The organism is Pseudomonas sp. AC252, assembly GCF_979258105.1.
This window is the reverse complement of record NZ_OZ409837.1, coordinates 1965656-1991128: the sequence shown is the minus strand read 5'-3', so window position 1 is coordinate 1991128 and position 25473 is coordinate 1965656. Positions and strand designations below refer to the sequence as shown.

Sequence of the window (25473 nt, the reverse complement as noted above, 5' to 3'; positions counted from 1 at the left end):
GAGATTTGCTGGAGACGTTATTATGTTACCCGTTCTCGCTTCCTTGAGTGGTCATCGTGTCCCGACTTTTTTCTGTTTTTGTGGCTTTTGTTGCCAGTTTTCTGCTGATCGGTACGGCTCAGGCCGAGGTCAAAGTGCTCACCAGCATCAAACCGTTGCAGTTGATTGCCGCTGCCGTGCAGGACGGCGTGGCGATTCCCGAAGTGCTGCTGCCGCCGGGGGCCTCGCCGCACAATTACGCCCTGCGCCCATCCGACGTACGGAAGGTGCAGTCGGTCGATCTGCTCTACTGGATCGGCCCGGACATGGAAGGCTTCCTGCCGCGCGTGCTCAGCGGTCGCAGTCAGCCGAGTGTTGCCGTGCAGGATCTGCCGGGGCTGAAGCTGAGGCATTTTGGCGCGGATAACCACTCCCACGCCGAAGAGGCCGACGAACATGATCACGATCACCGCCCCGGCTCGCTGGATGCGCACTTGTGGCTGTCACCGCTCAACGCGCGGGTGATCGCCGACAAAATGGCCGCCGACCTCAGTGCTGCCGACCCGGCCAATGCCCAGCGCTATCAGAGCAATGCCAAAGCCTTCGATGAACGTCTGGATGCGCTGGACCAGCGCTTGAAGAAGCGTCTCGCCAATGTCGAAGGCAAGCCGTACTTCGTTTTTCACGAGGCGTTTGATTATTTCGAAGATGCCTACGGCCTGAAGCACGCCGGGGTGTTCGCGGTAGCCGCCGAAGTACAGCCCGGCGCCCAGCATGTCGCGGCGATGCGCAAGCGCTTGCAGGAAGTGGGCAAGACCTGTGTGTTCAGCGAGCCGCCATTGCGTCCGCGCCTGGCGGAAACGCTGGTGACTGGCCTGCCGGTGAAGCTGGCGGAACTGGATGCGTTGGGCGGGTACACCCCGGCGACGGCTCAGGGCTATGAGCAGGTGCTGGAAAAACTCGGCAATGATCTGGCCGGGTGTCTGGAATCGTTGTAACCCCATAAAACCTGTGGGAGCGAGCCTGCTCGCGAAAGCGGTGGGTCAGTCAGCAAAAATGCTGAACGGGCCGCCGCCTTCGCGAGCAGGCTCGCTCCCACAGGTTCATGTTTGCTTGGCGAATCTACTCAGAGGGCGAATGGCAACGGTGTATTGACCTTCTGCCGCTGCGCCAGGCGCTGCTCGAATTCCTGCGGATCGTGAATCAACACATCCTGCCCGGCGAACTGCTCAGCGGCGATCAAGCGTGACAACCAGAACCGCACACAGGCCACACGCAACATCGTTGGCCACAACTCAGCTTCCGCCGCCGTGAACGGGCGCAGCGCCGCATAGGCACCGAGAAATGCCCGGGCACGCGGGCCATCGATCACGCCCTCCTCATCCGAACACCAGTCGTTCAAGGCAATCGCCACGTCGTACAGCATTGGCCCCGAACAGGCGTTGTAGAAGTCGATCAGCCCGGTCAGGTGAGTGCCTTCGAACATCGCGTTGTCGCGGAACAGGTCGGCGTGAATGTTGGCGCGAGGCAGCGCAAGGATCCTCTCTTTACGCTCGGTGATCTCATCCAGCGCCTTTTGCAGCAAGGCACGCGGCTCATCGCTCAGGTGCGAGAGAAATTCAGTGCCCTCTTCCAGCATCCAGTCCAGACCACGATCGGTCTTGCGCTTGATCATGCGCTCGCCCTGGGTCGCCAGGTGCAGATGCGCCTGCAATTCGCCGACCTGGGCGCAATGCTGGGCGTTGGCGACCTTGATGTGCTTGCCCGACAGGCGCGGTTGCAGCAATGCCGGCTTGCCTTTGAGTTCACGCAAGGCCACGCCGTCAGTGGTGCGCAGGGCGTAAGGCACGGGCAGATCAGCTTCGTGCAGCACGTCGAGCAGGTCGATGAAAAACGGCATCTCCTGCACCGGGCCGCGTTCGACCAGGGTCAGGACAAACTCGCCCTGCTCCAGGCTGATGAAGAAATTGGTGTTTTCGCTGCCGGCGGCGATCCCCTGGAAATCAAGCAGGCGGCCGAGCCCGTAAGGGGCGAGAAAGGTTTCCAGCTCGGGCCGAGCCAGGGGAGTGAACACAGACATGTCTTAACTGCCAGTACGGGCGCCGCAACGGCGGCGCCGGGTGAATTAAAAATCTACTTCCATTCGAATATCTTCCATGACGGGATCAGCATATCCGGCTGATCCGAGCGGATGAAATTGGCATCCGTCCCGTCGGCGCGCACCAGAAAGTACGGCGGCGCGCCCTTCGGCGTGACTTTGATCGCATAGAGGAAACCGTTCTGACGGTACTCCTGAATAGTCTTGTCGCCCTCCGTGCGGATGGTGACCTCGGGGTCGCCGCCCGGCGCATCATCCGCCGCCATCGCGGCCAGTGGTGAGACAGCGATCAACCCGACCAGCAGCAAGCGATTTAACGTACGCATGATAACCTTGTCCCTTTGTCGTCAACGGTCCCGCTATTCTAGCCCCGGACCCGCCGAAAAGGTTGATCCTGCTCATGAGCCAAGCCCCCTCGTCCTGGTGGACGGTTCGTCTTACCTGTACCGCGCCTTTCATGCACTGCCACCACTGACCACGTCCAAAGGCCTGCCGACCGGTGCGGTCAAAGGCGTGTTGAACATGCTCAAGAGTCTGCGCAAGCAGTACCCGGACAGTCCGTTTGCCGTGGTGTTCGATGCCAAGGGCGGGACATTTCGCGATGAGATGTACGCCGAATACAAGGCCAACCGGCCGAGCATGCCCGATGACATGCGCGTGCAGATCGAGCCGCTGCACCAGAGCGTGATCGCCCTCGGCTTCCCGCTGCTGTGCGTCGACGGCGTCGAGGCCGACGATGTGATCGGCACCCTGGCCCGCAGCAGCGCGGCGGCCGATCGCCCGGTGATCATTTCCACCGGTGACAAGGACATGGCGCAACTGGTCGACGGCCACATTACCTTGGTCAACACCATGTCCGGTAGCTCGATGGATGTGGAGGGCGTGAAGGAGAAATTCGGCGTCGCTCCGGAGCAGATCATCGATTATCTGGCGCTGATGGGCGATTCGTCCGACAACATCCCGGGCGTCCCGGGCATCGGCCCGAAGACGGCGTCCGGCCTGCTGGTCGGCGTCAACGGCGGTCTGACCGAGCTGTACGCCAACCTCGACATCGTGCCGACCCTGCCGATTCGCGGGGCGAAAACCCTGGTGGCCAAGCTTGAAGAGCACAAGGAAATGGCTTTCCTCTCCTATCAACTGGCGACCATCAAGATCGACGTGCCACTGGATATCGGCCTCGATGATCTGCAGATGGGCGCGGAAGATCCGGCCAAACTCTACGAGCTGTATACCCTCTTGGAATTCAAGAGCTGGCTCAATGATCTGGATCGCGATGCCAAGCGTCTGGAACTGAGCGCGGCGGCCGAACCCGCGCAGGCGGGCGATCTGTTCAGCGCGCCGCAAGCCGAGGCACCTGCTGCCCCTGCCGAGGCCGCGTACGAAACCATCCTCGATCAGGCTCGCTTCGACGTCTGGCTGGAAAAACTGCGCAACGCCAAGCTGATCGCCTTCGACACCGAAACCACCGGCATCGACGCGCAGAAGGCGCAACTGGTCGGTCTGTCGTTCGCCGTGCAGGCCAACGAAGCTGCCTACATCCCGCTGACCCACTCCTACATCGGCGTGCCGGAGCAGCTGGATCGCGACACCGTACTGCGCGCACTCAAGCCGATTCTGGAAGACCCGAACAAACTCAAGGTCGGCCAGCACGCCAAGTTCGACATGAACATTCTGGCCAACTGCGCCATTGGCGGCGATCAGAATGAAGGCATCAGCGTGCGCGGCATCGCCTTCGACACGATGCTTGAGTCCTACGTGCTCAACTCCACCGCGACCCGTCACGACATGGACAGCCTCGCGCAAAAGTATCTCGACCACACCACGGTGAGCTTCCAGGACATCGCCGGCAAAGGTGCCAAGCAGCTGACCTTCGACCAGATTGCCCTGGAACAGGCCGGGCCCTACGCCGCCGAAGACGCCGACATCACCCTGCGCCTGCACCAGACCCTGTTCGAGAAACTCAGCGCGATTCCGAGCCTGGCCAGCGTGCTGACCGACATCGAAATCCCGCTGGTACCGGTGCTGGCGCGCATCGAACGCCAGGGCGCGTTCGTCGATGCCGAGTTGCTGGGCATTCAGAGCATTGAGCTGGGCAACAAAATGGTCGCGCTGGAGCGTGAAGCCTTCGAAATCGCCGGGGAAGAATTCAACCTCGGCTCGCCGAAGCAGCTCGGCGTGATTCTTTATGAAAAGCTCGGCCTGCCGGTGCTGAAGAAAACCGCCAAGGGCCAGCCGTCCACCGCTGAAGAAGTGCTGGCGAAACTCGCCGAAGACGATCACCGCTTGCCGAAGGTGCTGATGGAGCACCGTTCGATGAGCAAGCTGAAAAGCACTTACACCGATCGCCTGCCGGAGCAGATCAACCCGCGCACCGGGCGCATCCACACTTCGTATCATCAGGCCGTGGCCTCGACCGGGCGCTTGTCATCCAGTGATCCGAACCTGCAGAACATCCCGGTGCGCACCGCCGAAGGCCGGCGTATTCGTCAGGCGTTCGTCGCGCCAAAAGGCTACAAATTGCTGGCGGCAGACTATTCGCAAATCGAGTTGCGGATCATGGCCCACCTGTCCCGCGACGAAGGCCTGATGAACGCCTTCCGCAACAATCTCGACGTGCACACCGCGACCGCTGCCGAAGTGTTCAAGGTCGAGCTCGATCAAGTGACATCCGACCAGCGCCGCAGCGCCAAGGCGATCAACTTCGGTCTGATCTACGGCATGGGCGCGCAGAAGCTCGGCAAGGACATTGGCGTCGACACCAAGACCGCCAAGGCCTACATCGACACCTACTTCGCCCGTTATCCAGGCGTGCGCGAATACATGGAGCGCACCCGCGCGCAGGCGGCGGATCAGGGTTACGTCGAAACTTTCTTCGGTCGTCGCCTGTATTTGCCGGAGATCAACTCGAACAAGCCACAGGAGCGCGCCGCCGCAGAACGCACGGCGATCAACGCACCGATGCAGGGCACGGCGGCGGATATCATCAAAAAAGCCATGGTGGCTGTGGATAACTGGCTGACCACGTCGGGGCTGGATGCCCGGGTCATCCTGCAGGTGCACGATGAACTGGTGCTGGAAGTTCGCGAGGAGCTGGTCGAGCAGGTCAGCGCCGAGATTCGCCTGCACATGAGCGAAGCGGCGAAACTGGATGTGCCGCTGCTGGTGGAAGTTGGCGTAGGCAACAATTGGGATGAGGCGCACTGAGTGTTGCACAGTTGCCGCGACGTGACGTCGCGGCAAGCCCCAGGAACCGGGCTTAGACCGATAAATGCTTGAGGCTATTCCAAAGCTTTTTGAAAAAAATCTGAACTAATCTGTCGATCGAACACTCAGAGGTACTGAATGGCTGGTGAAGCCCTTCGATGCTCCTATGTTGTGTTAAGTGTTGGCAGATATCTGAACCCCGCCCTAGCGGTTCGGAACTTGAACCCCGGAATTTCTCCCTCCCCAATGAAATCCGGGGCTTTTTTTGCCAAAAAATCGGCTGTAGCGCGGCCATGGTGCGTTAAAAGCATCGCTAAAAATGCTCATTTAGGTCCCCTAAACTCCGCTTTTTAGCGCTACTTTTGCCTTGCCTTGCCACACTACAACCAATTTTTCCCCATTCCGAATTACTCGGCTGCCGCCTCGGCGCCTTTGTCTGCCAGTTCCATCCAGTCGGCCAGCACAGTGTAGGCCTCTTCCAGGCCCATGCGTTTTGGTGCGGAGAACAACTGGATGGTGATCGAGTCGCCCCAGCCTTTGCGGATTTCCGACTGTACTTTCAGCAGGGTGTTCTTGGCGGCGCCGTAAGTGAGCTTGTCGGCCTTGGTCAGCAGAATGTGCATCGGCATGCCGGCGGCGACGGCCCAGTCGAGCATCAGCAGGTCGAAGTCGGTCATCGGATGGCGGATGTCCATCATCAGAATCAGACCTTTCAAACTTTCCCGACCACCGAGGTATGCCTCAAGGTGGCGCTGCCAGTGTTGCTTGAGCGGGATCGGTACTTTTGCATAACCGTAGCCCGGCAGGTCGACCAGACGGCGATCATCGTCTAGCTTGAAGAAGTTCAACAGCTGTGTGCGACCCGGAGTTTTCGAGGTGCGCGCCAGACTGGCGTGGGTCAGGGTGTTCAGCGCGCTGGATTTGCCAGCGTTGGAACGACCGGCAAACGCCACTTCGAAGCCTTCGTCGTCTGGGCATTGATCGACTTTGGCGGCACTGAGCATGAACGTGGACTGTTGGCACAGGCCGAGGATGGGATTCTTGAGTTGCATGGGATTTCCGATGTGGGCGGCGCCGGGATTGGGCGCGGAACGCGGTGTCGCTTCCGTTTCAGTGACGCCAGTATATAATGCCGCAGATTTTGTGTGTGCTTTGTCCCAGCGAAGGATGAAGTTCACGAGAGCGACAGACTTTGATTGCGCATTAGAACGCAGAACGCTCTCAACCCTGAAAAGGTCGTTTTATGACGAAATGGCTGCTGGCTGCCGGAGTCTTGATGCCGCTTTACAGCGCACAGGCTACACAGGATCCGGAAGCTGTGTACAACCGTGTTTGTGGTGCCTGTCATTCCGGCCAACTACCCATGGCGCCCGCAAGAGGCGATCAGGAAGCTTGGACGCCGAGGTTGGCGAAAGGTATGGGGACGCTGGTGCAACACGTGACCCAGGGTTTCAAGGCGATGCCGCCGCGTGGTTTGTGCATGGACTGCAGTGCCGAGGATTACCAGGCCATCATCCTGTGGATGAGCGAGAGTAAGCCCGGTCCATAACTTAACCCTTAGCCGTAGTTGGATTAGCTGATGAACAAATTGATCGTGAGTCTGCTGTTGACCGTGGGAATTTCAGGTATCGCCCATGCTGCCGGCGATGCCGCAGCAGGCCAGGCCAAAGCTGCCGTGTGCGGGGCCTGCCATGGCCCGGACGGCAACAGCATGGCGCCAAACTTTCCGAAACTGGCCGGTCAAGGTGAACGCTACCTCGACAAGCAATTGCACGACATCAAGTCGGGCAAGCGCGTGGTGCTGGAAATGACCGGGCTGCTGACCAACCTGAATGACCAGGATCTGGCCGACATCGCTGCGTACTTCGCCAGCCAGAAAGGCAGCGTCGGCGCCGCCGATCCGAAGATCGTCGCGCGCGGTGAAGCGCTGTTCCGTGGCGGCAACCTGGAAAAAGGTCTGCCAGCCTGCACCGGCTGCCACTCGCCGAACGGCGCCGGCAATGCTGCAGCAGGCTTCCCGCACCTGGGCGGCCAGCATGCGCAATACATCGCCAAGCAACTGACCGATTTCCGCAAGGAAGAAGGCGGTCGCGCCAACGACGGCGACGCGATGACCATGCGCACCATCGCGCGCAAGCTGAGCGACGAAGACATCGCCGCGGTTTCCAGCTATATCCAGGGCCTGCACTGAGGCCTGATTCGAGGGTTGAACGAGGCGCGTAGCGCCTGCCACGTTAACGCTCGATTAATCCTTCGCAGCAAGTATAAAAAGGGTGGCTCTGGCCGCCCTTTTTTGTGGCCGCTGCCGTTACACTACAGCACTCATGCCCGCCAGGATCTGTGTCGCAACAGGTCGAGCGAGGCGACCCAAATTGTTCAGGAGTAAAGCATGCGTAATCTGATCATCAGCGCCGCCCTCGTCGCTGCCAGCCTGTTCGGCGTCACCGCCCAGGCCGCTGAAGCCCCTGCCGCCCCTTACGTCGAACTGGCCAACCCGGTGCCGGTGGCAAAGCCTGGCAAGATCGAAGTGGTCGAGCTGTTCTGGTACGGCTGCCCGCATTGCTACGCTTTTGAGCCAGTGATCAATCCATGGGTTGAAAAACTGCCGTCCGATGTCAACTTCGTGCGCATTCCCGCCATGTTCGGCGGCCCATGGGACGCTCACGGCCAGATGTTCCTGACCCTCGAAGCCATGGGTGTCGAGCACCAGGTGCACAACGCCGTGTTCAATGCGATTCAGAAAGAACACAAGAAGCTCACCGACAAGAACGACATGGCTGACTTCCTCGCCACTCAAGGCGTGGACAAGGACAAGTTCCTCGCCACCTTCGACTCGTTCGCCATCAAAGGTCAGATCGTCAAGGCCCGTGAGCTGGCGAAGAAGTACGAAATCACTGGCGTACCGACCATGATCGTCAATGGTAAATACCGCTTCGACATCGGCTCTGCCGGTGGTGCCGAGCAAGCATTGAAGCTGGCTGACGATCTGGTCGCCAAAGAGCGAGCGGCGAACAAGGCTGCTGCCAACTAAGCGCGGCATCCGCCATGCGCCGCTGGAAGTCCGAACGCATCGTTGGCCTGCATGATCCGCAGGTCAACGAGCATCATCTGGCGTCTACGGGCCTGCCCGCAGACCAGCGTCTGCGCTTGCTCAGCTTCAACATTCAGGTCGGCATCAGCACCGAGCGCTATCGGCATTACCTGACCCGCAGCTGGCAGCATCTGCTGCCGCACACCGGGCGTTCCGGCAATCTGCAGAAGATCGGTGACCTGCTCGGCGACTTCGATCTGGTCGCCCTGCAGGAAGCCGATGGCGGCAGCCTGCGTTCAGGCTACGTCAATCAGGTCGAACACCTGGCCCACCTCGGCGCCTTTCCCTACTGGTATCAACAACTCAATCGCAACCTCGGTCGACTGGCCCAGCACAGCAATGGCGTGCTCAGTCGCCTGAAGCCGTGGGCGATCGAGGATCACCCGCTGCCCGGCCCGAAAGGTCGCGGTGCGATCCTGCTGCGCTTCGGCGAAGGTCCGGAAGCGCTGGTGGTGGTGATGATGCACCTGGCCCTCGGCGCGCGGACGCGCAGCCTGCAACTGGCCTACATTCGTGATTTGATCAGCGGCTACAAGCATCAGGTGCTGATGGGCGACATGAACACCCACGCCAGCGACCTGCTCGAACACTCGCCGTTACGCGATCTCGGCCTGCTGGCCCCGCAGGTGGAAGCGACCTTCCCCAGCTGGCGCCCACAGCGTTGCCTTGATCATATTCTGCTCAGCCCGACCCTGACCCTGGAAAAGGTCGAGGTGCTGGCTCAGCCCATTTCCGATCACCTGCCGGTCGCGGTGGAAATTCGTCTGCCGGGTTCGCTCACGGCCGACGCATTGCCCGCGTTGAGCCCTGCCCCTCGCGGAACCTGTGAATGAGCGACGACGCCCAGCGCTGGAAAGAGAAATACCTCAAGAGCATCGAACAGCAAGACAAGCTCGAGCGCCGCTGGGCCGCGCGACTCGACCTGCTGCGACGCGGTCTGGTGCGCAGCACGCTGGCGGCCGAGGGCACCGACAAGGCCGTCGATCAGTGCATGAAGGAAATGCGCGAAGTCGTGCGCACCGATGACATGGACGCCGGCCTCGCCGCCCTGCTGCCGCGCCTGGAAAAAGCCGTGCTCGACTCCGAGCAGCGCCGTGAAACCCGCATCGATCAGGTCAGCACCGCGCTGACCGCGCTGGTCACCCAGTTGCAGGCCCTGCCCTTGCCGCGCGAAGTTGCGCAACCGCTGAAGAAATTCGCCAAACAACTGGACAGCCGCGTCGGTCAGGCGCGGGAAATGCCGCTGCTGCTGAGCGAACTCAGTAGCCTGCAGGGCAAGGCCTTGAGTCAGTTGGAAACGCCAGCCGAGCCTGGCCGGCCGGGGCTGTTGCAGCGTTTGTTCGGCAGCCGTGACGGTGAGGAAGCCGCTGTACCAGCGGCAGACACACCAGCAACACCAGTGCCACAGGCGGTCGGAGCCCGGCAACCCGAATCGGAGCCTGCGCAAACGGCACCGGTCGCCAACACTGAGGCAGCGATCGCAGCACCCGAGACCATCATCAAGACGCCTGCCCAGACGCCGCCTTCTGAGCCGGAAGTCGTTGCGTACGCTGCGCCTGAGGTCGCCTCGAATGGCGAGCCAGCGCAGGTTGAGCCAGCCGCTCCCGCCGAGATAATCGTCGCTGCGCCAGCCATCGAGGCACTCGATCCCGACGAACTGAGCCATCCCGGCGACCTATCGCCGCTGTCCCTCGACAGCCTGCCCCTCCCGGAGCCGATCGCCCAGGCCTTGGCCGCCATAGACCCGGATCAGTCCGAGCACGACATCCTCTTCGCTCTGCCGGACTCACCCGAACCGTCCTACAGCTCCGTGGCCCGGCATATCGAAGACACGCTGATCGGCCTGCTCGATGACCTGACCCTGCCCGAACGTCACCGGCCGCAAGCCGAAGCCATGCGCGAACGGCTCAAGCACGGATTGAACTGGTACGAATTGCTGCCGATCCTCGACGATCTCGCAACCTTGATGCTGGCGATTACCGACAGCGGCCAGCACGAATTCGAAGCTTATCTGCAACAACTCAACGAACGCCTCGAAGCGTTTCAGAGCAATCTGCAAGCGGCCAGCGAAGGGCATGCCGACAACAGCTCGGCGGCGCGGGCCATGGACACGCAGATCCGCGAGCAGGTCGACGGCTTGCAAAGCAGCGTTCAGCAAGCGGCGGACATCGATGACCTCAAGCATGTGCTGGAGAATCACCTGGAAGGCCTGCTCGGCACCATGGACCAGCACCAGAAACAGCGCGACGCCCGCGAGCAGGAAGTCGCCGCCAGGTTGAAAAGTCTGTCGGAGCGGGTCGCGCATATGGAACAGGAAGCCTTGGGCTTCCGCGAACACCTCGAGGAGCAGCGGCAGAAAGCCCTGATCGATCCGCTGACCGGTCTGCCCAACCGCGCGGCGTGGAGCGAACGCCTAGAGCATGAAATCCAGCAGTGGCAGCAGCACGGCAACACCCTGAGCCTGGCCATGCTCGACCTCGACCACTTCAAGCGCATCAACGACAGCTACGGCCATCTGGCCGGCGACAAGGTGCTGAAGATCATCGCCACGGTATTGCGCAAACGCCTGCGCGGCTCGGATTTCATCGCCCGTTTCGGCGGTGAAGAGTTCGTGCTGTTGCTGCCGGCAACGCCGCCGGCGATTGGCGCGAAGCTGCTGGAAACCCTGCGCGCGGCGATTGAGGCCTGCCCGTTTCATTTCAAGGGCGAACGCGTGACCATCACGATTTCCATGGGACTCGCCTCATTCAGGACGGGAGAACACAGCGATCTGGTGCTTAAAAGAGCCGATCAGGCGCTGTATAGAGCGAAAAATGCCGGGCGTAACCGAGTCGAGCTGGGCTGAGGCAATTGTTCCAATTTGTTTAAATCCGCTCGTTGGCGGCTTGAGGCCAGATCCGTACGTTACACTGTTGCATTATTGTCTTTTGTGTATCGTCCTCTGCCATGAAATTCTTTGCCCTTGCTGCTTCGTTGCTCGTTCTCGCCGGTTGCGTCAGCGGCCCGCGTTATGACACCAGCCACCCTTCGGCCAATTACGACAGCCGCATCCAATTCGTTGTGGTGCATTACACCTCGGCGTCGCTGGAGCGTTCGCTGCAACTGCTGACCCATGGCGAGGTCAGCAGCCATTACCTGATCGGCGATGACAAGAGCGCCACCGTCTACAAACTGATGGACGAAAACCAGCGCGCCTGGCACGCCGGCGAAAGTCAGTGGCAGGGCCGCACCTGGCTGAACTCCAGCTCCATCGGTATCGAAATCGTCAACCCCGGCTACAAGGACACCCCGACCGGACGCCTGTGGTATCCGTACAGCGAAGCGCAGATCCAGTCGTTGATCACCCTGCTCAAGGACATCAGCCAACGCAACGGCATCAGCCCGCGGCACATCATCGGTCACAGCGACATCGCGCCGTTGCGCAAGCTTGATCCGGGGCCGCTGTTCCCCTGGAAACGTCTCGCCGCCGAAGGTCTTGGCCTGTGGCCGAACGAGCAAGCGGTGGCGCGTCAGCAGGCTATTTTCAACAGCAACCCGTTGCCGGAAATCGGCTGGTTCCAGGCGCAACTTGCGCGACTGGGTTACGACACGCCGCAGACCGGTGAGCTGGATATCGCCACGCGCCATGTCCTCGCCGCGTTCCAGATGCATTACCGCCCTGCCCGCTTCGACGGCACACCGGATGCACAAACCGCGGCACTTCTTTTGGTCCTCAACCAGACAAAATAATGACGCCCGCCCGACGGTCAGGGCGAAATCGCAATCAGCAGCTATAACTCATGGTAATTCTTCGGAAATCCATTAATGGCTGCTACCCGAGAGACGCTGCGTAGCTGGTTTTATCGCCCCGGTTTTTTGGCGATGATCGCGGCTGTCCTCAGCGCCAGCCTGTTGATCGCCGGCGGTATGTTCGCGGCGATGCGGCAGATGGAATTGCGCGAGAGCCAGGAAATGAATGCCCAGGGCGAGCGTTTCCTCGCGCGCCTCGAACAATTGTTCGGCCAGTTGCGCGAAAGTCTCGACGACCTTGAAGCCCAACCCTTGCGCGGCTGCGATGAGGAAATGATCGCGACCTTGCAGCAAGTCACCTTCAACTACCGCTTCGTCTATGAAGCCGCCTACATGGACGCCTCGCGGTTCTGCTCCAACCGGCCGCGTCAGGAAGGCCTGTCATTGGCTCGCGCGCCGGACATTCAGGGCCCGACCTACAGCTATTGGCTGAACACCACCACCGAACCCGATGAAAACCGCGCGGCGCTGATGCTCGGTCGCGGTAACTTTCGTGTCGCCACCTCCCGCGGACATTTGACTGACATGGTCGATCTGTCGCCCGGCAGCAGCCTGCTGGTGGTGCTCGATCACGGCAGCCGCGCGATTCCGGTGCTCGGCACAGCGCAGGTCTGGCCGCCGACCGAACCCTGGCCGCCGCAAAGCCGCGACGCGCTGCAAGTCACGCAGACGCGGCTGATCTACCGCATGCCCACCAATAACCCGGAATATCAGCTGGTACTGATCACGCCGCGCACGGGCATGCACGTCCCGGCGGTGTGGTGGTGGCTGCTGCCGGTGTGTCTGATCGCCGGAGCCATTGTCGGCTTTCTGACCTTCCTCCTGGTGCGTCAGCGCCAGTCGCTGGATGCCGAGCTGCACGGGGCGATCCGCCGCGGTGAGCTGCAAGTGCTGTATCAGCCGATCTTCGACCTCGACAGCCGCAACTGCGTCGGCGCCGAAGCCTTGCTGCGCTGGCGGCGACCGGACGGCACGCTGACCAGCCCCGACCTGTTCATTCCGATGGCGGAAAACACCGGGCAGATTCGGCAGATGACCGACTTCGTCTTGCAGCGTCTGCTCGAACAGCTGGGCCAGTTACTACGCGCCAACCCGCAGTTGTACATATCAGTGAACCTCGCAGCCTGCGATGTCATGGTGCCGCGCATCGGCCTGGTCATGGCGCGGCTGCTGGCGTTGCACCGTGTCGCCGCGCGACAGATTGCTTTCGAGGTCACTGAACGCGGCCTGATCGATGTCGTGGTGGCGCGGGAGAACCTGCAAGCCTTGCGCGACGTCGGCCATCAGGTGCTGATCGATGATTTCGGCACCGGCTATTGCAGTCTCGCCTACCTGCAGACCCTGCCGGTGGATTGCCTGAAAATCGACAAGGCGTTCATCGATGCGCTGGGCCATGACGCGGCGAGCAGCGGCGTCGCTCCGCACATCATTCACATGGCGCAGGCGCTGGATCTGAAAGTGATTGCCGAAGGCATCGAGCTGGAATCGCAAGCGACACTGCTCAGCAGTGAGGGCGTGAAATTTGGTCAAGGCTGGTTGTTTGCCCACGCGCTGAGCGCCGTACAGTTCATTGAACTGATCACCCGCGGCAGACGCCTCGCCGGGCGGCGTATGGACGACGAAGCCTAAACCGCCAGCGCCATGTAGAACTGCGTGCCCTGCCCCGGCCTCGAATAGACGCCCATGCGTCCGCCGTGCAACTGGACGATTTCCTTGCACAGTGCCAGGCCAAGGCCGGCGCCGCCCTTCTTGCGCCCGACCTGCACGAACGGCTCGAAGATCCGCCCCTGCTGGCCGTAGGCAATGCCCTCGCCATTGTCTTCGACGCTGATGATCACCCGCTCGCCATGGCGGCGCGCCTGCAGACGGATCTGCCCGTCGCGGGCGGTGTGGCGCAGAGCATTGTCGATCAGGTTGTCGAGAACGCGATCGAGTTGCGCCTGATCGGCCTGCAATCTCGGCAATGGCCCTTGAATCTCGACGTTCAGCGCCACACCTTTGGCCGCCGCCGCGTCGGCAAAGCGCAGTTGCGCCTGCTCGAGCAAGTCCTCGATGGAACATGGCGCCAGGGTGAGTTTCTGCAGACCGTTCTGGTAGCGCGAGAAATTCAGCAAGTCGTTGATCAACTGCATCAAGCGCTGCATTTCTTCGTTGACCGTATCCAGCAGGTCAGCCTCACGCGACTCCGCCGGGAATTTCGCCCGCTCACGAAACAGCCCGAAGGCCATGTGCATGCCCGTCACCGGCGTGCGCAATTCATGGGAAGCGCGCAAAACGAACTCGCTACGAACCCGCTCAAACGCACGCTGCTCGGTGACGTCGTGCAGGACCATGACCGCACCGAGAATATGCCCTTGGGTATGACTGACCGGCGTCAGGCTGTAGGTCAGCAGCCGCGATTCACCATCGACTTCGATACTCAGGTCTTCCGGCGCCCGCTCCAGCGTGCCGCCGCGCAGAACCAATTGCAGTTGCGCATCCAGTTCCGGGCGACCGAGCGCGGTGCCCAAGCCTTGGCCCAGTCGATCGTCTTCCCAGCCCAACTGGCGCTGAGCCACCGGGTTGAGGTGTTCGAGCTGGCCTTGGCGATCAATCATCAACAAACCGTCGTCGATACTGTCGAGCACCGCTTGCAGCCGTTGTTGACCGGCCAACAGTTCGTCGACATTCATCGCCTGATGTTCACGCAACGCCTCGGCCATCAGGCCGAAGCGCCGCGACAACAGGTTGACCTCCATCGCCGTGGAAATCGGCAGCGTCACGTCGTAGTTACCCTGGCCGATGTTGTCGGCAGCCTTGGCCAACGCTTCGATAGGCGCGCCGAAACGTCGGGCGATGCCTTGGGCGGTGACGAAACCGATGATCAGCACCGCCAGCCCGACCAGGCCAAGCAGCCCGGCAATCAGCAAGGCCCGTTCGCGGGCAGCGTGCTGGACGGCGTTGATGGTTTCCAGTGCGTGTTTGTGCTCGGCGATCAAACCGTTACGGAGAATATTGAAGCGCTCGCGGAAATCCGCGCTGGTGCTGGCGTCCTTTGCCGCTTCGGCGGTCACGTCGAATGAGGCGAGGAAATTCAGGTAATCGGCTTTGGCCTGGCGAAACCCGTAAGGCTGGTCGTCGCCCTCCGGCTGCTGGGCGATGCCTTGGTCGAGCAATTCGAAATAGTGCTGCTTGGACGCTTCGAACGCAACGGGATCGGGCTTTTGCGCAAGCATGATGATCAGTTGATCACCGAGGGTCTGGCGCAGCTTGAGGCCCAGATCGAGGGTGACAAAATTGCTGCGCACCAGCGCTTCCTGCGAACCGGCCATCTGCATCACGCTGACCAGCCCGAGCAACAGCCCGAGCAAGGCCACGGTGATCAACGCGGAAATGCTCAGGAACAGGCGCGTGCGCAGCTTGATCGCCAGTTTCATCGCGCGCTGCTCACAGGTTGTACTGCTTGCGTTTGCGGTACAGGGTCGAGGCGTCGATGCCGAGGGTTTTCGCCGCTTGATCCAGGGTGCCGGCGGTGGCCAGCACCGCTCCGATGTGCGCTTTCTCCAGCTCATCCAGGCTCAGCGCCGCGCCGACCCGTGGCGCGTTGTTGGCCGGTTGTTCGGCCATGCCCAGGTGGCTGATTTCCACGCGCTCCTGCGGGCAGATGATGCTGGCCCGCTCGACCACGTTGCGCAGTTCGCGAATATTGCCCGGCCAACGATAGCCGAGCAGTGCTTCCCGTGCCTCGTCGCTGAAGCCGCGCGCTGGCCGCGCGTACTCTTTGACGAAGCGTGCAAGGAAGCGGTCGGCGAGGGTCAGGATGTCCTCGGCGCGCTCGCGCAAGGGCGGCAGATGCAGAGTGATGACGTTGAGGCGATAGAGCAGGTCTTCGCGGAAGCGTCCGTCGCGGACCATGTCTTCGAGGTTGAGGTTGGTGGCGGCGAGAATGCGCACGTCGGCACGGCGAGTGACTGGATCGCCGACCCGCTCGTATTCCTTGTCCTGGATGAAGCGCAGCAACTTGGGTTGCAACGTCAGCGGAAAGTCGCCGATCTCGTCGAGAAACAGCGTGCCGCCGTCGGCCTGGTTAACTCGACCCAGCGTGCTTTCGCTGGCGCCGGTAAACGCACCACGGCTATGGCCGAACAGCTCGCTTTCCATCAGCTCGGCAGTCAGGGACGGGCAGTTGATGGTGACGCAGGACTTTTTCTCGCGCTTGCTCCAGCCGTGGATCGCACGGGCCAGCTCACCTTTACCCGTGCCGGACTCGCCAAGGATAAGAATGTTGGCGTCGGTGCTTGCGACCTGACGGGCCGTTTCCAGCACGACTTTCATCGCCGGGCTGTGGGAATCGAGGCCGTCTTTCGGTTTACGGATCTCGCCCTCCAGCGCTTCAAGACGCGCGGAGAGCTGGCGCACTTCCAGTTGCTTGGCGGTAGCCAGGCGCAGTTGATCAGGGCTGCACGGCTTGACCAGATAGTCGGCGGCGCCGGCCTGGATGGCGTCGACGGCGGTGTCGACCGCTGAGTGAGCGGTGACAATCACCACGCGCATCCATGGCGCTTGAATGCGCATTTGCGCGAGGACGTCGAGACCGTTGTCCTCGCCCAGGCGCAGATCGAGAAAGCACAGGTCGAAGACCTGGCGTTGCAGCAATGCTTCGGCCTGAGCCGCGCTATTGGCGGTGGCTACCGTATAGCCTTCGTCTTCGAGGCAATAACGAAACGTACGCAGGATGGCGGATTCATCGTCCACCAGCAGAATGCGGCCTTGTTGCTCAGTGGCAGATTCCATTTTTCCTACGCTCCATAGTGATTAGTCTTGGGTTAGTCCCGGAAAAATCGGGCAAGTTGCATGGTTGATTCTGAACGATACCAGCCATAGGAGGGTAGCTCTCTACTGCCATAACGGCCAATTCATTGATTTCGTTGAGTTTTAAAACATTCTGCGTTTTGCAGGGCAGATCCTGCGTCCTCTTCTGACATCTGCGTACCGGTAGCAATTCCATATCATCGAAATTTCCCACGAAATAATCGTGCATTGCGCACGACCGCAGAAGAGCCATCGTGCAGGATGCGTCGCAGGAAATTTCTCATAGACAGATAAGTCATTGTTTTTATTGATATTTTTTGACATGAAAAAACTGGCATGCAGGCTGCAATACCTCACTCAGCCCGGGCAGATCAGGACTGCCCCAACTGAACAAGCGTGAGGAACACAGGATGACTCGCCCAACTGCCGCCCAAGTACGTATCTCGCCTCTGCAGATCCAGCAAGGTCTGTTCGGTGTACTGGCGTTGTTGATCACCCTGATCGTCTGCCAGCAATACATGAGCTGGGAAAACAGCCGCAAACCCGAGCCACTGATTTCGATGCAGCACAGCACGCAAAAGCACTTCAGTGCCGTGAGCAGCAGCCAGGCCGAGAACGCTTCGATGCACATGATCGACGTAGACCAGGCGCAACCGCTGGATCAACTGCCACGAGAAGAGCGCTGGGTTTTCTAAGTCGATCAACTGATTCGGACGCCTGAGCGTCGGAAACCGGAAACACCCCTAAATAGAGAAGTAAGGAGAATCACCATGTTGAGCTGGGCAATTACATTCTTGATCATTGCCATCATCGCCGCCGTACTGGGCTTCGGTGGTATCGCGGGCACCGCCACGGGTATCGCCAAGATTCTCTTTGTCGTGTTCCTGGTGATGTTCATCGCTTCCTTCTTCTTTGGCCGTCGCGGCCGAGGTTAACGATGATCGGTCTCAAGACATTGGCCGCCGCCCTGCTTCTGGGCGGCAGTGCCATGGCCATGGCGGCCAATGACGGCCAGACCCGGGTCAACGAGCTGCTCGCCTCTGACGCGCAGTACCGTGAAACCTGGGAAGGCGTGATCAAAAAGGAAGAGCGCGTACCGGAATGGGTGATCAACCTGTCCGGCACCTCCGAACAACAGATGAATGCCGTTACGGAAGATGGCGACAAGTATCTGGTCGGCCCGCTCTGCGAGAGTCAGGACAAATGCCTGAATCATCGTTTGATCGTTGCCTTCAGCTTCGACAAGGATGACGCCTACGCCATGCTGGTCGATGTGCCGGAAGGTCTGCCGCAGGACAAGTCGCCAACGCGGCATGCGACCTATCGCTTCTTCGGCAAACCTGATCAGGGTATGCAGGATCTGCTGATGGAAACCCTGAAGAAAGATCCGAAGTGGTACTGACGCAGGAAGCGCAAGGTTTTCGAACACGAAAGCAGCGCCCCGCTGCTTTCCATTGCGCCACCCGATAAGGGCCGGTGCATGACCAGGGGGCCGGGACGTTCTGACTGATACAGGGTCGGAGTGACCTACGGGTACAGGGAGTACCTGCGCAAGGGCCGGGTCAGGGTAAAAGCTGCGCCGCAGGTTCGTCGACCCGATGGTCTGACGAATCTGCGCTGGGCTTTGAATGTCGTAAAACATTGATCCAGTACGCCAATTCCCTTCTATTAATCGTCGACACTGCGCAAGAAAACATTTCGCGGTGTTTCGCGGCGACCGTATATCGACAAAGATCGCGCTCGGTCCGTGCGACTTCTAGTCTTGCGATTCAGACTTTTTCCAGAAATTTCCGCTGATTTTGCCTGTGCAAAATTTAACCAGCCTACGCTGTAATGGCCGGTTCACGGCACTTATGCCGGCACAAATGTCACAATCGAACCGCTTGGGACGCCAGTTTCAATTGAAAAAGCTCATGCCGATTCGGCATAGGGTAGGCGTTTACGGCATTAGACGGCGCCACCTTGCATCGGAATAGTTGCGCCTTTTTTCGCCTGCCGAAGAGCCGTAAATACGCGCTTCGGGGCACCTTATACGGAGGCAGATGCACAGACTTTTCCGCTGATGAGCGTTCCAGTTCCTGCATGTGCCTGAGTCAAACGCAAGTAAGGGTAAAGATAATGAAGAAGGCAAAAATCAGCCTCGCCTGGCAGATCCTCATCGGTCTGGTTCTGGGGATTGCACTGGGTGCGTTGCTCAACCACTTCAGCGCCGAGAAGGCCTGGTGGATCAGCAACGTCCTGCAACCGGCAGGCGATATCTTTATCCGTCTGATCAAGATGATCGTGATCCCGATCGTCATTTCCTCTCTTATCGTCGGCATCGCTGGCGTCGGCGACGCCAAGAAGCTTGGGCGTATCGGCCTGAAGACCATCATTTATTTCGAAATCGTCACCACCATCGCCATTGTGGTCGGCCTGGTGCTGGCCAACGTGTTCCATCCGGGCACCGGCATCGACATGAGCACCCTGGGCACTGTGGATATCTCCAAGTACCAGGCGACTGCTGCCGAAGTGCAGCATGAACATGCGTTCATCGAGACCATCCTCAATCTGATCCCGTCGAACATCTTCGCGGCCATGGCCCGCGGCGAAATGCTGCCGATCATTTTCTTCTCTGTGCTGTTCGGGCTCGGCCTGTCGAGCCTGCAGTCGGACCTGCGCGAGCCGCTGGTGAAGATGTTCCAGGGCGTCTCGGAAAGCATGTTCAAAGTCACCCACATGATCATGAACTACGCCCCGATCGGCGTATTCGCACTGATCGCGGTGACCGTGGCCAACTTCGGCTTCGCCTCGCTGCTGCCGCTGGCGAAACTGGTGATCCTGGTTTACGTCGCCATCGCCTTCTTCGCCTTCGTCGTGCTGGGCCTGATCGCCAAGCTGTTCGGCTTCTCGGTGCTCAAGCTGATGCGCATCTTCAAGGATGAGCTGGTACTGGCCTACTCCACCGCCTCCTCGGAAACCGTGCTGCCACGTGTCATCGAGAAAATGGAAGCCTACGGCGCACCGAAAGCCATCTGCAGCTTCGTGGTACCGACCGGTTACTCGTTCAACCTCGACGGCTCGACCCTGTACCAGTCGATCGCGGCGATCTTCATTGCCCAGCTGTATGGCATCGACCTGTCGATCAGCCAGCAACTGCTGCTGGTGCTGACCCTGATGGTCACCTCCAAAGGCATCGCCGGGGTACCGGGCGTGTCCTTCGTGGTGTTGCTGGCGACCTTGGGCAGCGTCGGCATTCCGCTGGAAGGTCTGGCGTTCATCGCCGGTGTCGACCGCATCATGGACATGGCGCGTACCGCACTGAACGTGATCGGTAATGCCCTGGCGGTGCTGGTGATCGCGCGCTGGGAAGGCATGTACGACGACGCCAAGGGCGAGCGCTACTGGAACTCCCTGCCGCACTGGCGCAGCAAGGAAAAACTGCCGGCTGGCGAGATTTCCAAGAACTGATGCAAAACCTTGTAGGAGTGAGCCTGCTCGCGATAGCGGTACACCAGACAACAGAGATGTTGAATGTGCTGCCCTCATCGCGAGCAGGCTCACTCCTACAATGGATCGAGTCAGACAAATAAACCCCGGAGCAATCCAGGGTTTGTCGTTTCTGGCCACCCCGCTATCATTCGCGGCATTCTTCGGGGGATTTGACTGATGCTTAATGGCCTGTGGCTTGGCTTCTTCATCGTGGCAGCAGTATCGGCACTGGCGCAGTGGCTGATCGGCGGCAACGCCGGGATCTTCGCGGCGATGGTGGAAAGCATTTTCGCCATGGCCAAGCTGTCGGTCGAAGTCATGGTGCTGCTGTTCGGCACCCTCACCCTGTGGCTGGGCTTTCTGCGCATCGCCGAAAAGGCCGGGATCGTCGAGTGGCTGGCCAAGGTCCTCGGCCCGCTGTTTCTGCGGCTGATGCCGGAAGTCCCGGCCGGCCACCCTGCCCTCGGCCTGATCACCCTGAACTTCGCCGCCAATGGCCTGGGCCTGGACAACGCCGCGACGCCGATTGGGCTCAAGGCGATGAAGGCCCTGCAGGAACTCAATCCCAGCGCCACCATCGCCAGCAACGCGCAGATCCTCTTTCTGGTGCTCAACGCCTCGTCGCTGACCCTGCTGCCCGTGACCATCTTCATGTACCGCGCCCAGCAAGGCGCGCCGGATCCGACCCTGGTGTTCCTGCCGATTCTGCTGGCGACCAGTTGCTCGACCATTGTCGGTTTCCTCTCCGTAGCCTTCATGCAACGCCTGCGCATCTGGGACCCGGTGGTGCTCGCCTATCTAGTGCCAGGCGCGCTGATCCTCGGCGGCTTCATGGCTCTGCTCGGCACGCTTTCCGCGACAGCACTGGCGGGATTGTCGTCGATCCTCGGCAATCTCACGCTGTTCGGCCTGATCATGCTGTTTCTGCTGATCGGCGCGCTGCGCAAGGTCAAGGTTTACGAGGCGTTCGTCGAAGGCGCGAAAGAGGGCTTCGATGTGGCGAAGAATCTCTTGCCGTATCTGGTGGCGATGCTGTGTGCGGTTGGCGTGCTGCGCGCCTCTGGTGCGCTGGATTTCGGCCTGGACGGCATTCGCCATCTGGTCGAGTGGGCCGGTTGGGACACGCGCTTCGTCGATGCGCTGCCGACGGCGATGGTCAAACCGTTCTCCGGCAGCGCCGCACGGGCGATGCTGATCGAGACGATGCAGACTTCCGGCGTCGACAGCTTCCCGGCGCTGGTCGCGGCGACGGTGCAGGGCAGTACCGAAACCACGTTCTATGTGCTGGCGGTGTACTTCGGCGCAGTGGGCATTCAGCGCGCACGGCATGCGGTGGGGTGTGCGTTGCTGGCTGAGTTTGCCGGGGTGGTGGGTGCAATCGCTGTCTGCTACTGGTTCTTCGGCTGATAGATAACCCTGTGGGAGCTGGCTTGCCAGCGATGAGGGCAGCACATCCAGAATCTCTGGTGGCTGACACACCGCCATCGCGGGCAAGCCCGCTCCTACAGAGGTTGTGATGTGTCAGCGGGGTTGTGGGGCGAGTTTCTGGCCTTGCTCCACAGCCCAGGCGACGACCTTGGCCGTAAGGCGATCACTGGCCTGGCCAAACCCGGCGACCACCGCCGGCACCTGCACATCGTTCAACGGCTGGCGCTCTTCGAAGCGACGGCTGGCGAGGATACGCTGGTCATAGCCACGCACCAGCAACGCATCGACCCGCACCACAACGCCGGCCTGGGTGCCCTGATATTCGCTCTGGAATGCCTGCAAACTGCCGCCCAGTTCCAGATCCGCCTGGAAGTTGCTGTCGTCGGTGCTCAGCAGCGTCACCCGGCCATCCCGCGCGAAGCCATCAAGCAAGCGATTGCGCAGCAGCACCGGCGCCGGGTCGCTCCAGCGCGAGCCTTTGTAGCTGCTGATCACATCACCCTGCGGGATCACGGCAATGCTCGGCCGGTTCAGTGCTTCGCTGGCCTGCAATTTGTTCAAGCGCAGCGACCACGACTGCGTCGCCGCCGGGCTGGCCGAGGCGGGCGCTTGGGCGGCGGGCAGGCGGTAGACATCCGAAGGTTCCGACTCGGGCAAGATCGAGCACGCGCCGATCAGGGTCAGGCCGGCGCCGAGCAGGGCGATTCGAGTCAGCTTCATGGGGTGAATTCCTTGTTCTTGTCGCTGCCCAGCAGGTAGCCGCTGGGGTTGGCCTCAAGGCGTTGGGAAATGGCACGCAGCGAGGTCAGCGTCTCGCGCAGTTCGCGAATCGCCGGGGCCAGGCCGTTGAGGCCTTGCATGCCGTTATCCAGCGAATTCTGGTTTTTGCTGAGCAAGCCGTTGATGGTCACGCTGCTGTGCTCCAGCGACTTCATCGCCTGTTCGGCACTGCCCAAGGCCTGCTTGCCCTGATCGTTAAGCAGGCCGTTGGCGTTGCGCATCAACAGTGAGGTCTGCTCGAGCATGCTGCCGGCCTGTTTGCCGACGGTCGCCAGTTGCTGCATGGCTTGTTTGATGTCACCGCGCTGATCGTTGATGGTGCCGGTGGTCTGTTCCAGATGGGCGAGGGTCTTGCTCACGCGGTCGACGTTTTCCGCGGAGAACATATGGTTGGCGTTTTGCAGCAGGGCGCTGATGCCGGTCATCAAGTCGCTGCTGTCGTTGAGCAGGCGCGAAATAGGCGAGGGCGAAGCGATCAGCGTCGGCAACTGGCCATCATGACCGCGCAGCTTCGGGCTCTCTGGAGTACCGCCGCTGAGCTGGATGATCGAGGTGCCGGTAATGCCGGTCAGTGCCAGTTTCGCCTGGGTGTCTTCCTTGACCGGCGTGTCGCCCGCCAGACGAATCCGCGCCAGCACCCGACGTGGGTCCTGCGGGTCGAGGCGCAGGCTGACCACATCGCCGACCTTGATCCCGCTGTACTGCACCGAGCTGCCCTTGGACAGACCGCTGACCGCCTCGTTGAACACCACTTCGTAATCCTTGAACTCGGTGTCGACGCTGGATTTGGCCAGAAACAGGCCGAAGAGCAGGGCGCCGGCCACGACGATCACCGTGAACAGGCCGATCAACACATGATGGGCTCGGGTTTCCATATCAGACCTCGTTGAGCAGTTTGGCGGCGTCCAGCGCCGAGCGGCCGCGCGGGCCGTGGAAGTATTCGTGAATCCACGCGTCGTCGGTTTCCGAGACGACGTCGATCGGGCCGGCAACCAGCACTTTCTTTTGCGCCAGCACCGCCACGCGATCGGTAATGGTGTACAGCGTGTCGAGGTCGTGGGTGACCAGAAACACACTCAGACCCAACGCATCACGCAAGGTCAGGATCAATTGATCGAACTGCGCCGCGCCAATCGGATCGAGGCCGGCGGTGGGTTCGTCGAGAAACAGAATGTCCGGATCCAGCGCCAAGGCCCGCGCCAACGCCGCGCGCTTGATCATGCCGCCGGACAGCGACGCCGGGTATTTGTCCGCCGCCGACAACGGCAGCCCGGCCAGCGCCAGTTTCACCGCCGCCAGATGCTCGGCGTCGTGACGGCTGAGGCCGGCGTGTTCGATAAGCGGCAGGGCGACATTCTCGGTCACGGTCAGCGAGGAAAACAGCGCGCCTTTCTGGAACAAGACACCAAAGCGCCTTTCGATCAATGAGCGTTCATGCTCAGGCAGATTCGGCAGGTTCTGGCCGAAGACTTTGACGATGCCTTCGCTGGGCCGGTTCAGCCCGACGATGCTGCGCAGCAGCACCGACTTACCGGTGCCGGAGCCGCCGACCACGGCGAGGATTTCGCCTTTGTACACGTCCAGATCAAGGTTCTCGTGCACGCTCTGCGGGCCGAAGCGATTGCACAGGCCACGGACTTCGATCACCGCCTCCGAGGGCGCGCGGGGTAGACGACTCACCAGCCCATCTCCATGAAAAACAGCGCAGCCACCGCATCGAGCACGATCACCACGAAAATCGACTGGACCACGCTGGAGGTGGTGTGCGCGCCGACCGATTCGGCGCTGCCGCTGACCTTGAAGCCTTCCAGGCAACCAATCGCCGCGATCAGGAAGGCGAAGATCGGCGCCTTCACCAGCCCGACCAGAAAATGCTGAATGCCGATGTCCGATTGCAGCAGCGAGAGGAACATCGCCGGCGAGATGTCCAGCGACACTGCGCAGACCACGCCGCCGCCGACGATCCCTGAGAGCATCGCCAGAAACGTCAGCATCGGCAGCGCCACCAATAGCGCCAGCACGCGCGGCACCACCAGCAACTCGATCGGGTCGAGGCCGAGGGTACGGATCGCGTCGATTTCTTCGTTGGCCTTCATCGAGCCGATCTGTGCGGTAAAAGCACTGGCGGTGCGCCCGGCCATCAGGATTGCGGTGAGCAGCACGCCGAATTCACGCAGGAAGGAGAAGCCGACCAGGTCCACGGTAAATATCGTCGCGCCGAAACTGGCCAGCACCGTGGCGCCGAGAAATGCCACCACCGCGCCGACCAGAAAGGTCAGCAAGGCCACGATCGGCGCTGCGTCGAGGCCGGTCTGCTCGATGTGCGCGATCATCGGCGTGATGCGCCAGCGCTTGGGCCGCAACAGGCCACGAGCAATGACTTCGAGAATGAGGCCGACGAAGCCGAGCAGCTGCAGCGTGTCGGTCCAGACCTTATCCACCGCGCGGCCGATGCGCGTCAGCAGTTGCACACTGACGCTGACTTCCGGTTCCTTGAGCGGCACGCAGAAATCGTTCAACGAGCAATACACGGTTTGCAGCAAGGCGCGATCGGCTGTCGACAGGGTGCAATCAGGGTGTTCGGCGGACTTGCCGAGGCGCTCGGAGCCGAGCAGTTCGACCAGCAACGAGGCGCCGGCGGTGTCGAGGGCACCGAGGCCGTTCAGATCGATCGGGGTATTGGCGTCGTACTGGCCGTTGAGCTTTTCGCTCAGGTGCTTGAGCGCCGTGTAGTGGGCGAGCGTCCAGTCGCCGGTGACCCGCAGGCGGGCAGGGCTGAGCGCGGTGTCCAGGTGGGCACTGCCGGGGATTGGGCTGCTGGTCATAAGCTCCGTGCTTGTAC

General features: G+C 60.9%; 23 protein-coding genes. 14 read left to right on the top strand and 9 right to left on the bottom strand.

Annotated elements, in window-relative coordinates; all coding sequences use genetic code 11:
* Window positions 1-56 precede the first annotated feature (56 nt).
* Window positions 57-977 carry a zinc ABC transporter substrate-binding protein ZnuA gene (gene znuA / locus ACZZZ4_RS09290; protein WP_415760944.1) on the top strand — a complete coding sequence of 307 codons (921 nt, stop codon included), beginning with the start codon at window positions 57-59 and terminating at the stop codon, window positions 975-977.
* A gap of 128 nt (window positions 978-1105) precedes the next feature.
* Here the strand turns inward: znuA and ACZZZ4_RS09285 are convergent, their stop codons facing one another.
* Window positions 1106-2059 (bottom strand): homoserine kinase, encoded by a 954-nt coding sequence (locus ACZZZ4_RS09285; RefSeq protein ID WP_415760945.1) that lies wholly within the window; start codon window positions 2057-2059, stop codon window positions 1106-1108.
* A gap of 53 nt (window positions 2060-2112) precedes the next feature.
* Window positions 2113-2403: a DUF2782 domain-containing protein gene (locus tag ACZZZ4_RS09280; RefSeq protein WP_039757137.1), complete on the bottom strand. Its 291-nt coding sequence runs from the start codon at window positions 2401-2403 to the stop codon at window positions 2113-2115.
* A 94-nt stretch (window positions 2404-2497) separates the two neighbouring features.
* Here ACZZZ4_RS09280 and polA point away from each other — a divergent pair, with 94 nt between their 5' ends.
* Window positions 2498-5281: a DNA polymerase I gene (gene polA / locus ACZZZ4_RS09275; RefSeq protein ID WP_463549262.1), complete on the top strand. Its 2784-nt coding sequence runs from the start codon at window positions 2498-2500 to the stop codon at window positions 5279-5281.
* A 407-nt stretch (window positions 5282-5688) separates the two neighbouring features.
* Here the strand turns inward: polA and yihA are convergent, their stop codons facing one another.
* Window positions 5689-6333 carry a ribosome biogenesis GTP-binding protein YihA/YsxC gene (gene yihA / locus ACZZZ4_RS09270; protein ID WP_039757139.1) on the bottom strand — a complete coding sequence of 215 codons (645 nt, stop codon included), beginning with the start codon at window positions 6331-6333 and terminating at the stop codon, window positions 5689-5691.
* A gap of 191 nt (window positions 6334-6524) precedes the next feature.
* Here yihA and ACZZZ4_RS09265 point away from each other — a divergent pair, with 191 nt between their 5' ends.
* The 7 genes from ACZZZ4_RS09265 to ACZZZ4_RS09235 all read left to right on the top strand — a co-directional run bounded on the left by ACZZZ4_RS09265 (window position 6525) and on the right by ACZZZ4_RS09235 (window position 13790).
* The gene (locus ACZZZ4_RS09265; RefSeq protein WP_016772347.1) at window positions 6525-6830 is read left to right on the top strand and encodes a c-type cytochrome; all 306 of its coding nucleotides are present in this window, start codon (window positions 6525-6527) and stop codon (window positions 6828-6830) included.
* A gap of 30 nt (window positions 6831-6860) precedes the next feature.
* The gene (locus tag ACZZZ4_RS09260; RefSeq protein WP_041476483.1) at window positions 6861-7472 is read left to right on the top strand and encodes a c-type cytochrome; all 612 of its coding nucleotides are present in this window, start codon (window positions 6861-6863) and stop codon (window positions 7470-7472) included.
* A gap of 198 nt (window positions 7473-7670) precedes the next feature.
* The gene (locus tag ACZZZ4_RS09255; protein ID WP_016772349.1) at window positions 7671-8312 is read left to right on the top strand and encodes a thiol:disulfide interchange protein DsbA/DsbL; all 642 of its coding nucleotides are present in this window, start codon (window positions 7671-7673) and stop codon (window positions 8310-8312) included.
* 14 nt (window positions 8313-8326) lie between these two features.
* Complete coding sequence (locus ACZZZ4_RS09250; protein ID WP_024014985.1) at window positions 8327-9205, top strand: endonuclease/exonuclease/phosphatase family protein; 879 nt, start codon at window positions 8327-8329, stop codon at window positions 9203-9205.
* A complete protein-coding gene (locus ACZZZ4_RS09245) occupies window positions 9202-11217 on the top strand; it encodes a GGDEF domain-containing protein (protein WP_463547687.1) in 2016 nt (671 codons plus the stop codon). The genes ACZZZ4_RS09250 and ACZZZ4_RS09245 overlap by 4 nt, the downstream gene beginning before the upstream one ends.
* Before the next feature lie 101 nt (window positions 11218-11318).
* The gene (locus ACZZZ4_RS09240) at window positions 11319-12101 is read left to right on the top strand and encodes an N-acetylmuramoyl-L-alanine amidase (protein ID WP_129998056.1); all 783 of its coding nucleotides are present in this window, start codon (window positions 11319-11321) and stop codon (window positions 12099-12101) included.
* Between the two features lie 75 nt (window positions 12102-12176).
* On the top strand, window positions 12177-13790 hold the full coding sequence (locus ACZZZ4_RS09235; RefSeq protein WP_129998055.1) for an EAL domain-containing protein: 1614 nt from the start codon (window positions 12177-12179) through the stop codon (window positions 13788-13790).
* On the opposite strand, the gene ACZZZ4_RS09230 is transcribed toward ACZZZ4_RS09235, so the two are convergent.
* Both ACZZZ4_RS09230 and algB read right to left on the bottom strand, forming a co-directional pair.
* On the bottom strand, window positions 13787-15577 hold the full coding sequence (locus tag ACZZZ4_RS09230; protein ID WP_039757146.1) for an ATP-binding protein: 1791 nt from the start codon (window positions 15575-15577) through the stop codon (window positions 13787-13789). The genes ACZZZ4_RS09235 and ACZZZ4_RS09230 overlap by 4 nt on opposite strands.
* A gap of 10 nt (window positions 15578-15587) precedes the next feature.
* A complete protein-coding gene (gene algB, locus ACZZZ4_RS09225) occupies window positions 15588-16934 on the bottom strand; it encodes a sigma-54-dependent response regulator transcription factor AlgB (protein ID WP_039757147.1) in 1347 nt (448 codons plus the stop codon).
* A gap of 428 nt (window positions 16935-17362) precedes the next feature.
* On the opposite strand from algB, the gene ACZZZ4_RS09220 reads away from it, so the two are divergent.
* From ACZZZ4_RS09220 to ACZZZ4_RS09200, 5 genes are all read left to right on the top strand, one after another.
* A complete protein-coding gene (locus ACZZZ4_RS09220; protein WP_039757148.1) occupies window positions 17363-17647 on the top strand; it encodes a hypothetical protein in 285 nt (94 codons plus the stop codon).
* Window positions 17648-17722: 75 nt separating this feature from the next.
* Entirely contained in the window at window positions 17723-17887 is a 165-nt protein-coding gene (locus tag ACZZZ4_RS09215; RefSeq protein WP_003177151.1) for a DUF1328 domain-containing protein, read from the top strand.
* Window positions 17888-17889: 2 nt separating this feature from the next.
* The gene (locus ACZZZ4_RS09210; RefSeq protein ID WP_129998053.1) at window positions 17890-18354 is read left to right on the top strand and encodes an inhibitor of vertebrate lysozyme family protein; all 465 of its coding nucleotides are present in this window, start codon (window positions 17890-17892) and stop codon (window positions 18352-18354) included.
* A gap of 716 nt (window positions 18355-19070) precedes the next feature.
* Window positions 19071-20402, top strand: a complete 1332-nt coding sequence (gene gltP / locus ACZZZ4_RS09205; protein ID WP_039757150.1) for a glutamate/aspartate:proton symporter GltP — start codon at window positions 19071-19073, stop codon at window positions 20400-20402.
* A 198-nt stretch (window positions 20403-20600) separates the two neighbouring features.
* Window positions 20601-21830, top strand: coding sequence for a nucleoside recognition domain-containing protein (locus ACZZZ4_RS09200; protein ID WP_463547686.1), 1230 nt, complete (start codon window positions 20601-20603; stop codon window positions 21828-21830).
* A 114-nt stretch (window positions 21831-21944) separates the two neighbouring features.
* Here the strand turns inward: ACZZZ4_RS09200 and ACZZZ4_RS09195 are convergent, their stop codons facing one another.
* Genes ACZZZ4_RS09195 through ACZZZ4_RS09180 form a run of 4 tightly spaced genes read right to left on the bottom strand, consistent with a single transcriptional unit; the run spans window position 21945 to window position 25456 of the window.
* The gene (locus ACZZZ4_RS09195) at window positions 21945-22571 is read right to left on the bottom strand and encodes an ABC-type transport auxiliary lipoprotein family protein (RefSeq protein WP_463547685.1); all 627 of its coding nucleotides are present in this window, start codon (window positions 22569-22571) and stop codon (window positions 21945-21947) included.
* Window positions 22568-23506 carry an MlaD family protein gene (locus tag ACZZZ4_RS09190; protein WP_463547684.1) on the bottom strand — a complete coding sequence of 313 codons (939 nt, stop codon included), beginning with the start codon at window positions 23504-23506 and terminating at the stop codon, window positions 22568-22570. Before ACZZZ4_RS09190 ends, ACZZZ4_RS09195 begins: the two co-directional genes overlap by 4 nt.
* Window position 23507: 1 nt before the next feature.
* Entirely contained in the window at window positions 23508-24311 is an 804-nt protein-coding gene (locus ACZZZ4_RS09185; protein ID WP_463547683.1) for an ABC transporter ATP-binding protein, read from the bottom strand.
* Window positions 24308-25456, bottom strand: a complete 1149-nt coding sequence (locus ACZZZ4_RS09180) for an ABC transporter permease (protein ID WP_463547682.1) — start codon at window positions 25454-25456, stop codon at window positions 24308-24310. Before ACZZZ4_RS09180 ends, ACZZZ4_RS09185 begins: the two co-directional genes overlap by 4 nt.
* Window positions 25457-25473 lie beyond the last annotated feature (17 nt).

Excerpts from the sequence above, each read along its gene's own strand:
- ACZZZ4_RS09215 (WP_003177151.1), top strand. The coding sequence starts at position 17,723 with ATGTTGAGCTGGGCAATTACATTCTTGATCATTGCCATCATCGCCGCC.
- ACZZZ4_RS09235 (WP_129998055.1), top strand. The coding sequence starts at position 12,177 with ATGGCTGCTACCCGAGAGACGCTGCGTAGCTGGTTTTATCGCCCCGGT.
- ACZZZ4_RS09230 (WP_039757146.1), bottom strand. The coding sequence starts at position 15,577 with ATGAAACTGGCGATCAAGCTGCGCACGCGCCTGTTCCTGAGCATTTCC.
- ACZZZ4_RS09240 (WP_129998056.1), top strand. The coding sequence starts at position 11,319 with ATGAAATTCTTTGCCCTTGCTGCTTCGTTGCTCGTTCTCGCCGGTTGC.
- ACZZZ4_RS09200 (WP_463547686.1), top strand. The coding sequence starts at position 20,601 with ATGCTTAATGGCCTGTGGCTTGGCTTCTTCATCGTGGCAGCAGTATCG.
- ACZZZ4_RS09210 (WP_129998053.1), top strand. The coding sequence starts at position 17,890 with ATGATCGGTCTCAAGACATTGGCCGCCGCCCTGCTTCTGGGCGGCAGT.
- ACZZZ4_RS09250 (WP_024014985.1), top strand. The coding sequence starts at position 8,327 with ATGCGCCGCTGGAAGTCCGAACGCATCGTTGGCCTGCATGATCCGCAG.
- ACZZZ4_RS09265 (WP_016772347.1), top strand. The coding sequence starts at position 6,525 with ATGACGAAATGGCTGCTGGCTGCCGGAGTCTTGATGCCGCTTTACAGC.
- ACZZZ4_RS09190 (WP_463547684.1), bottom strand. The coding sequence starts at position 23,506 with ATGGAAACCCGAGCCCATCATGTGTTGATCGGCCTGTTCACGGTGATC.
- gltP (WP_039757150.1), top strand. The coding sequence starts at position 19,071 with ATGAAGAAGGCAAAAATCAGCCTCGCCTGGCAGATCCTCATCGGTCTG.
- ACZZZ4_RS09180 (WP_463547682.1), bottom strand. The coding sequence starts at position 25,456 with ATGACCAGCAGCCCAATCCCCGGCAGTGCCCACCTGGACACCGCGCTC.
- yihA (WP_039757139.1), bottom strand. The coding sequence starts at position 6,333 with ATGCAACTCAAGAATCCCATCCTCGGCCTGTGCCAACAGTCCACGTTC.
- ACZZZ4_RS09260 (WP_041476483.1), top strand. The coding sequence starts at position 6,861 with ATGAACAAATTGATCGTGAGTCTGCTGTTGACCGTGGGAATTTCAGGT.
- ACZZZ4_RS09195 (WP_463547685.1), bottom strand. The coding sequence starts at position 22,571 with ATGAAGCTGACTCGAATCGCCCTGCTCGGCGCCGGCCTGACCCTGATC.
- ACZZZ4_RS09285 (WP_415760945.1), bottom strand. The coding sequence starts at position 2,059 with ATGTCTGTGTTCACTCCCCTGGCTCGGCCCGAGCTGGAAACCTTTCTC.
- algB (WP_039757147.1), bottom strand. The coding sequence starts at position 16,934 with ATGGAATCTGCCACTGAGCAACAAGGCCGCATTCTGCTGGTGGACGAT.
- ACZZZ4_RS09245 (WP_463547687.1), top strand. The coding sequence starts at position 9,202 with ATGAGCGACGACGCCCAGCGCTGGAAAGAGAAATACCTCAAGAGCATC.
- ACZZZ4_RS09255 (WP_016772349.1), top strand. The coding sequence starts at position 7,671 with ATGCGTAATCTGATCATCAGCGCCGCCCTCGTCGCTGCCAGCCTGTTC.
- ACZZZ4_RS09280 (WP_039757137.1), bottom strand. The coding sequence starts at position 2,403 with ATGCGTACGTTAAATCGCTTGCTGCTGGTCGGGTTGATCGCTGTCTCA.
- ACZZZ4_RS09220 (WP_039757148.1), top strand. The coding sequence starts at position 17,363 with ATGACTCGCCCAACTGCCGCCCAAGTACGTATCTCGCCTCTGCAGATC.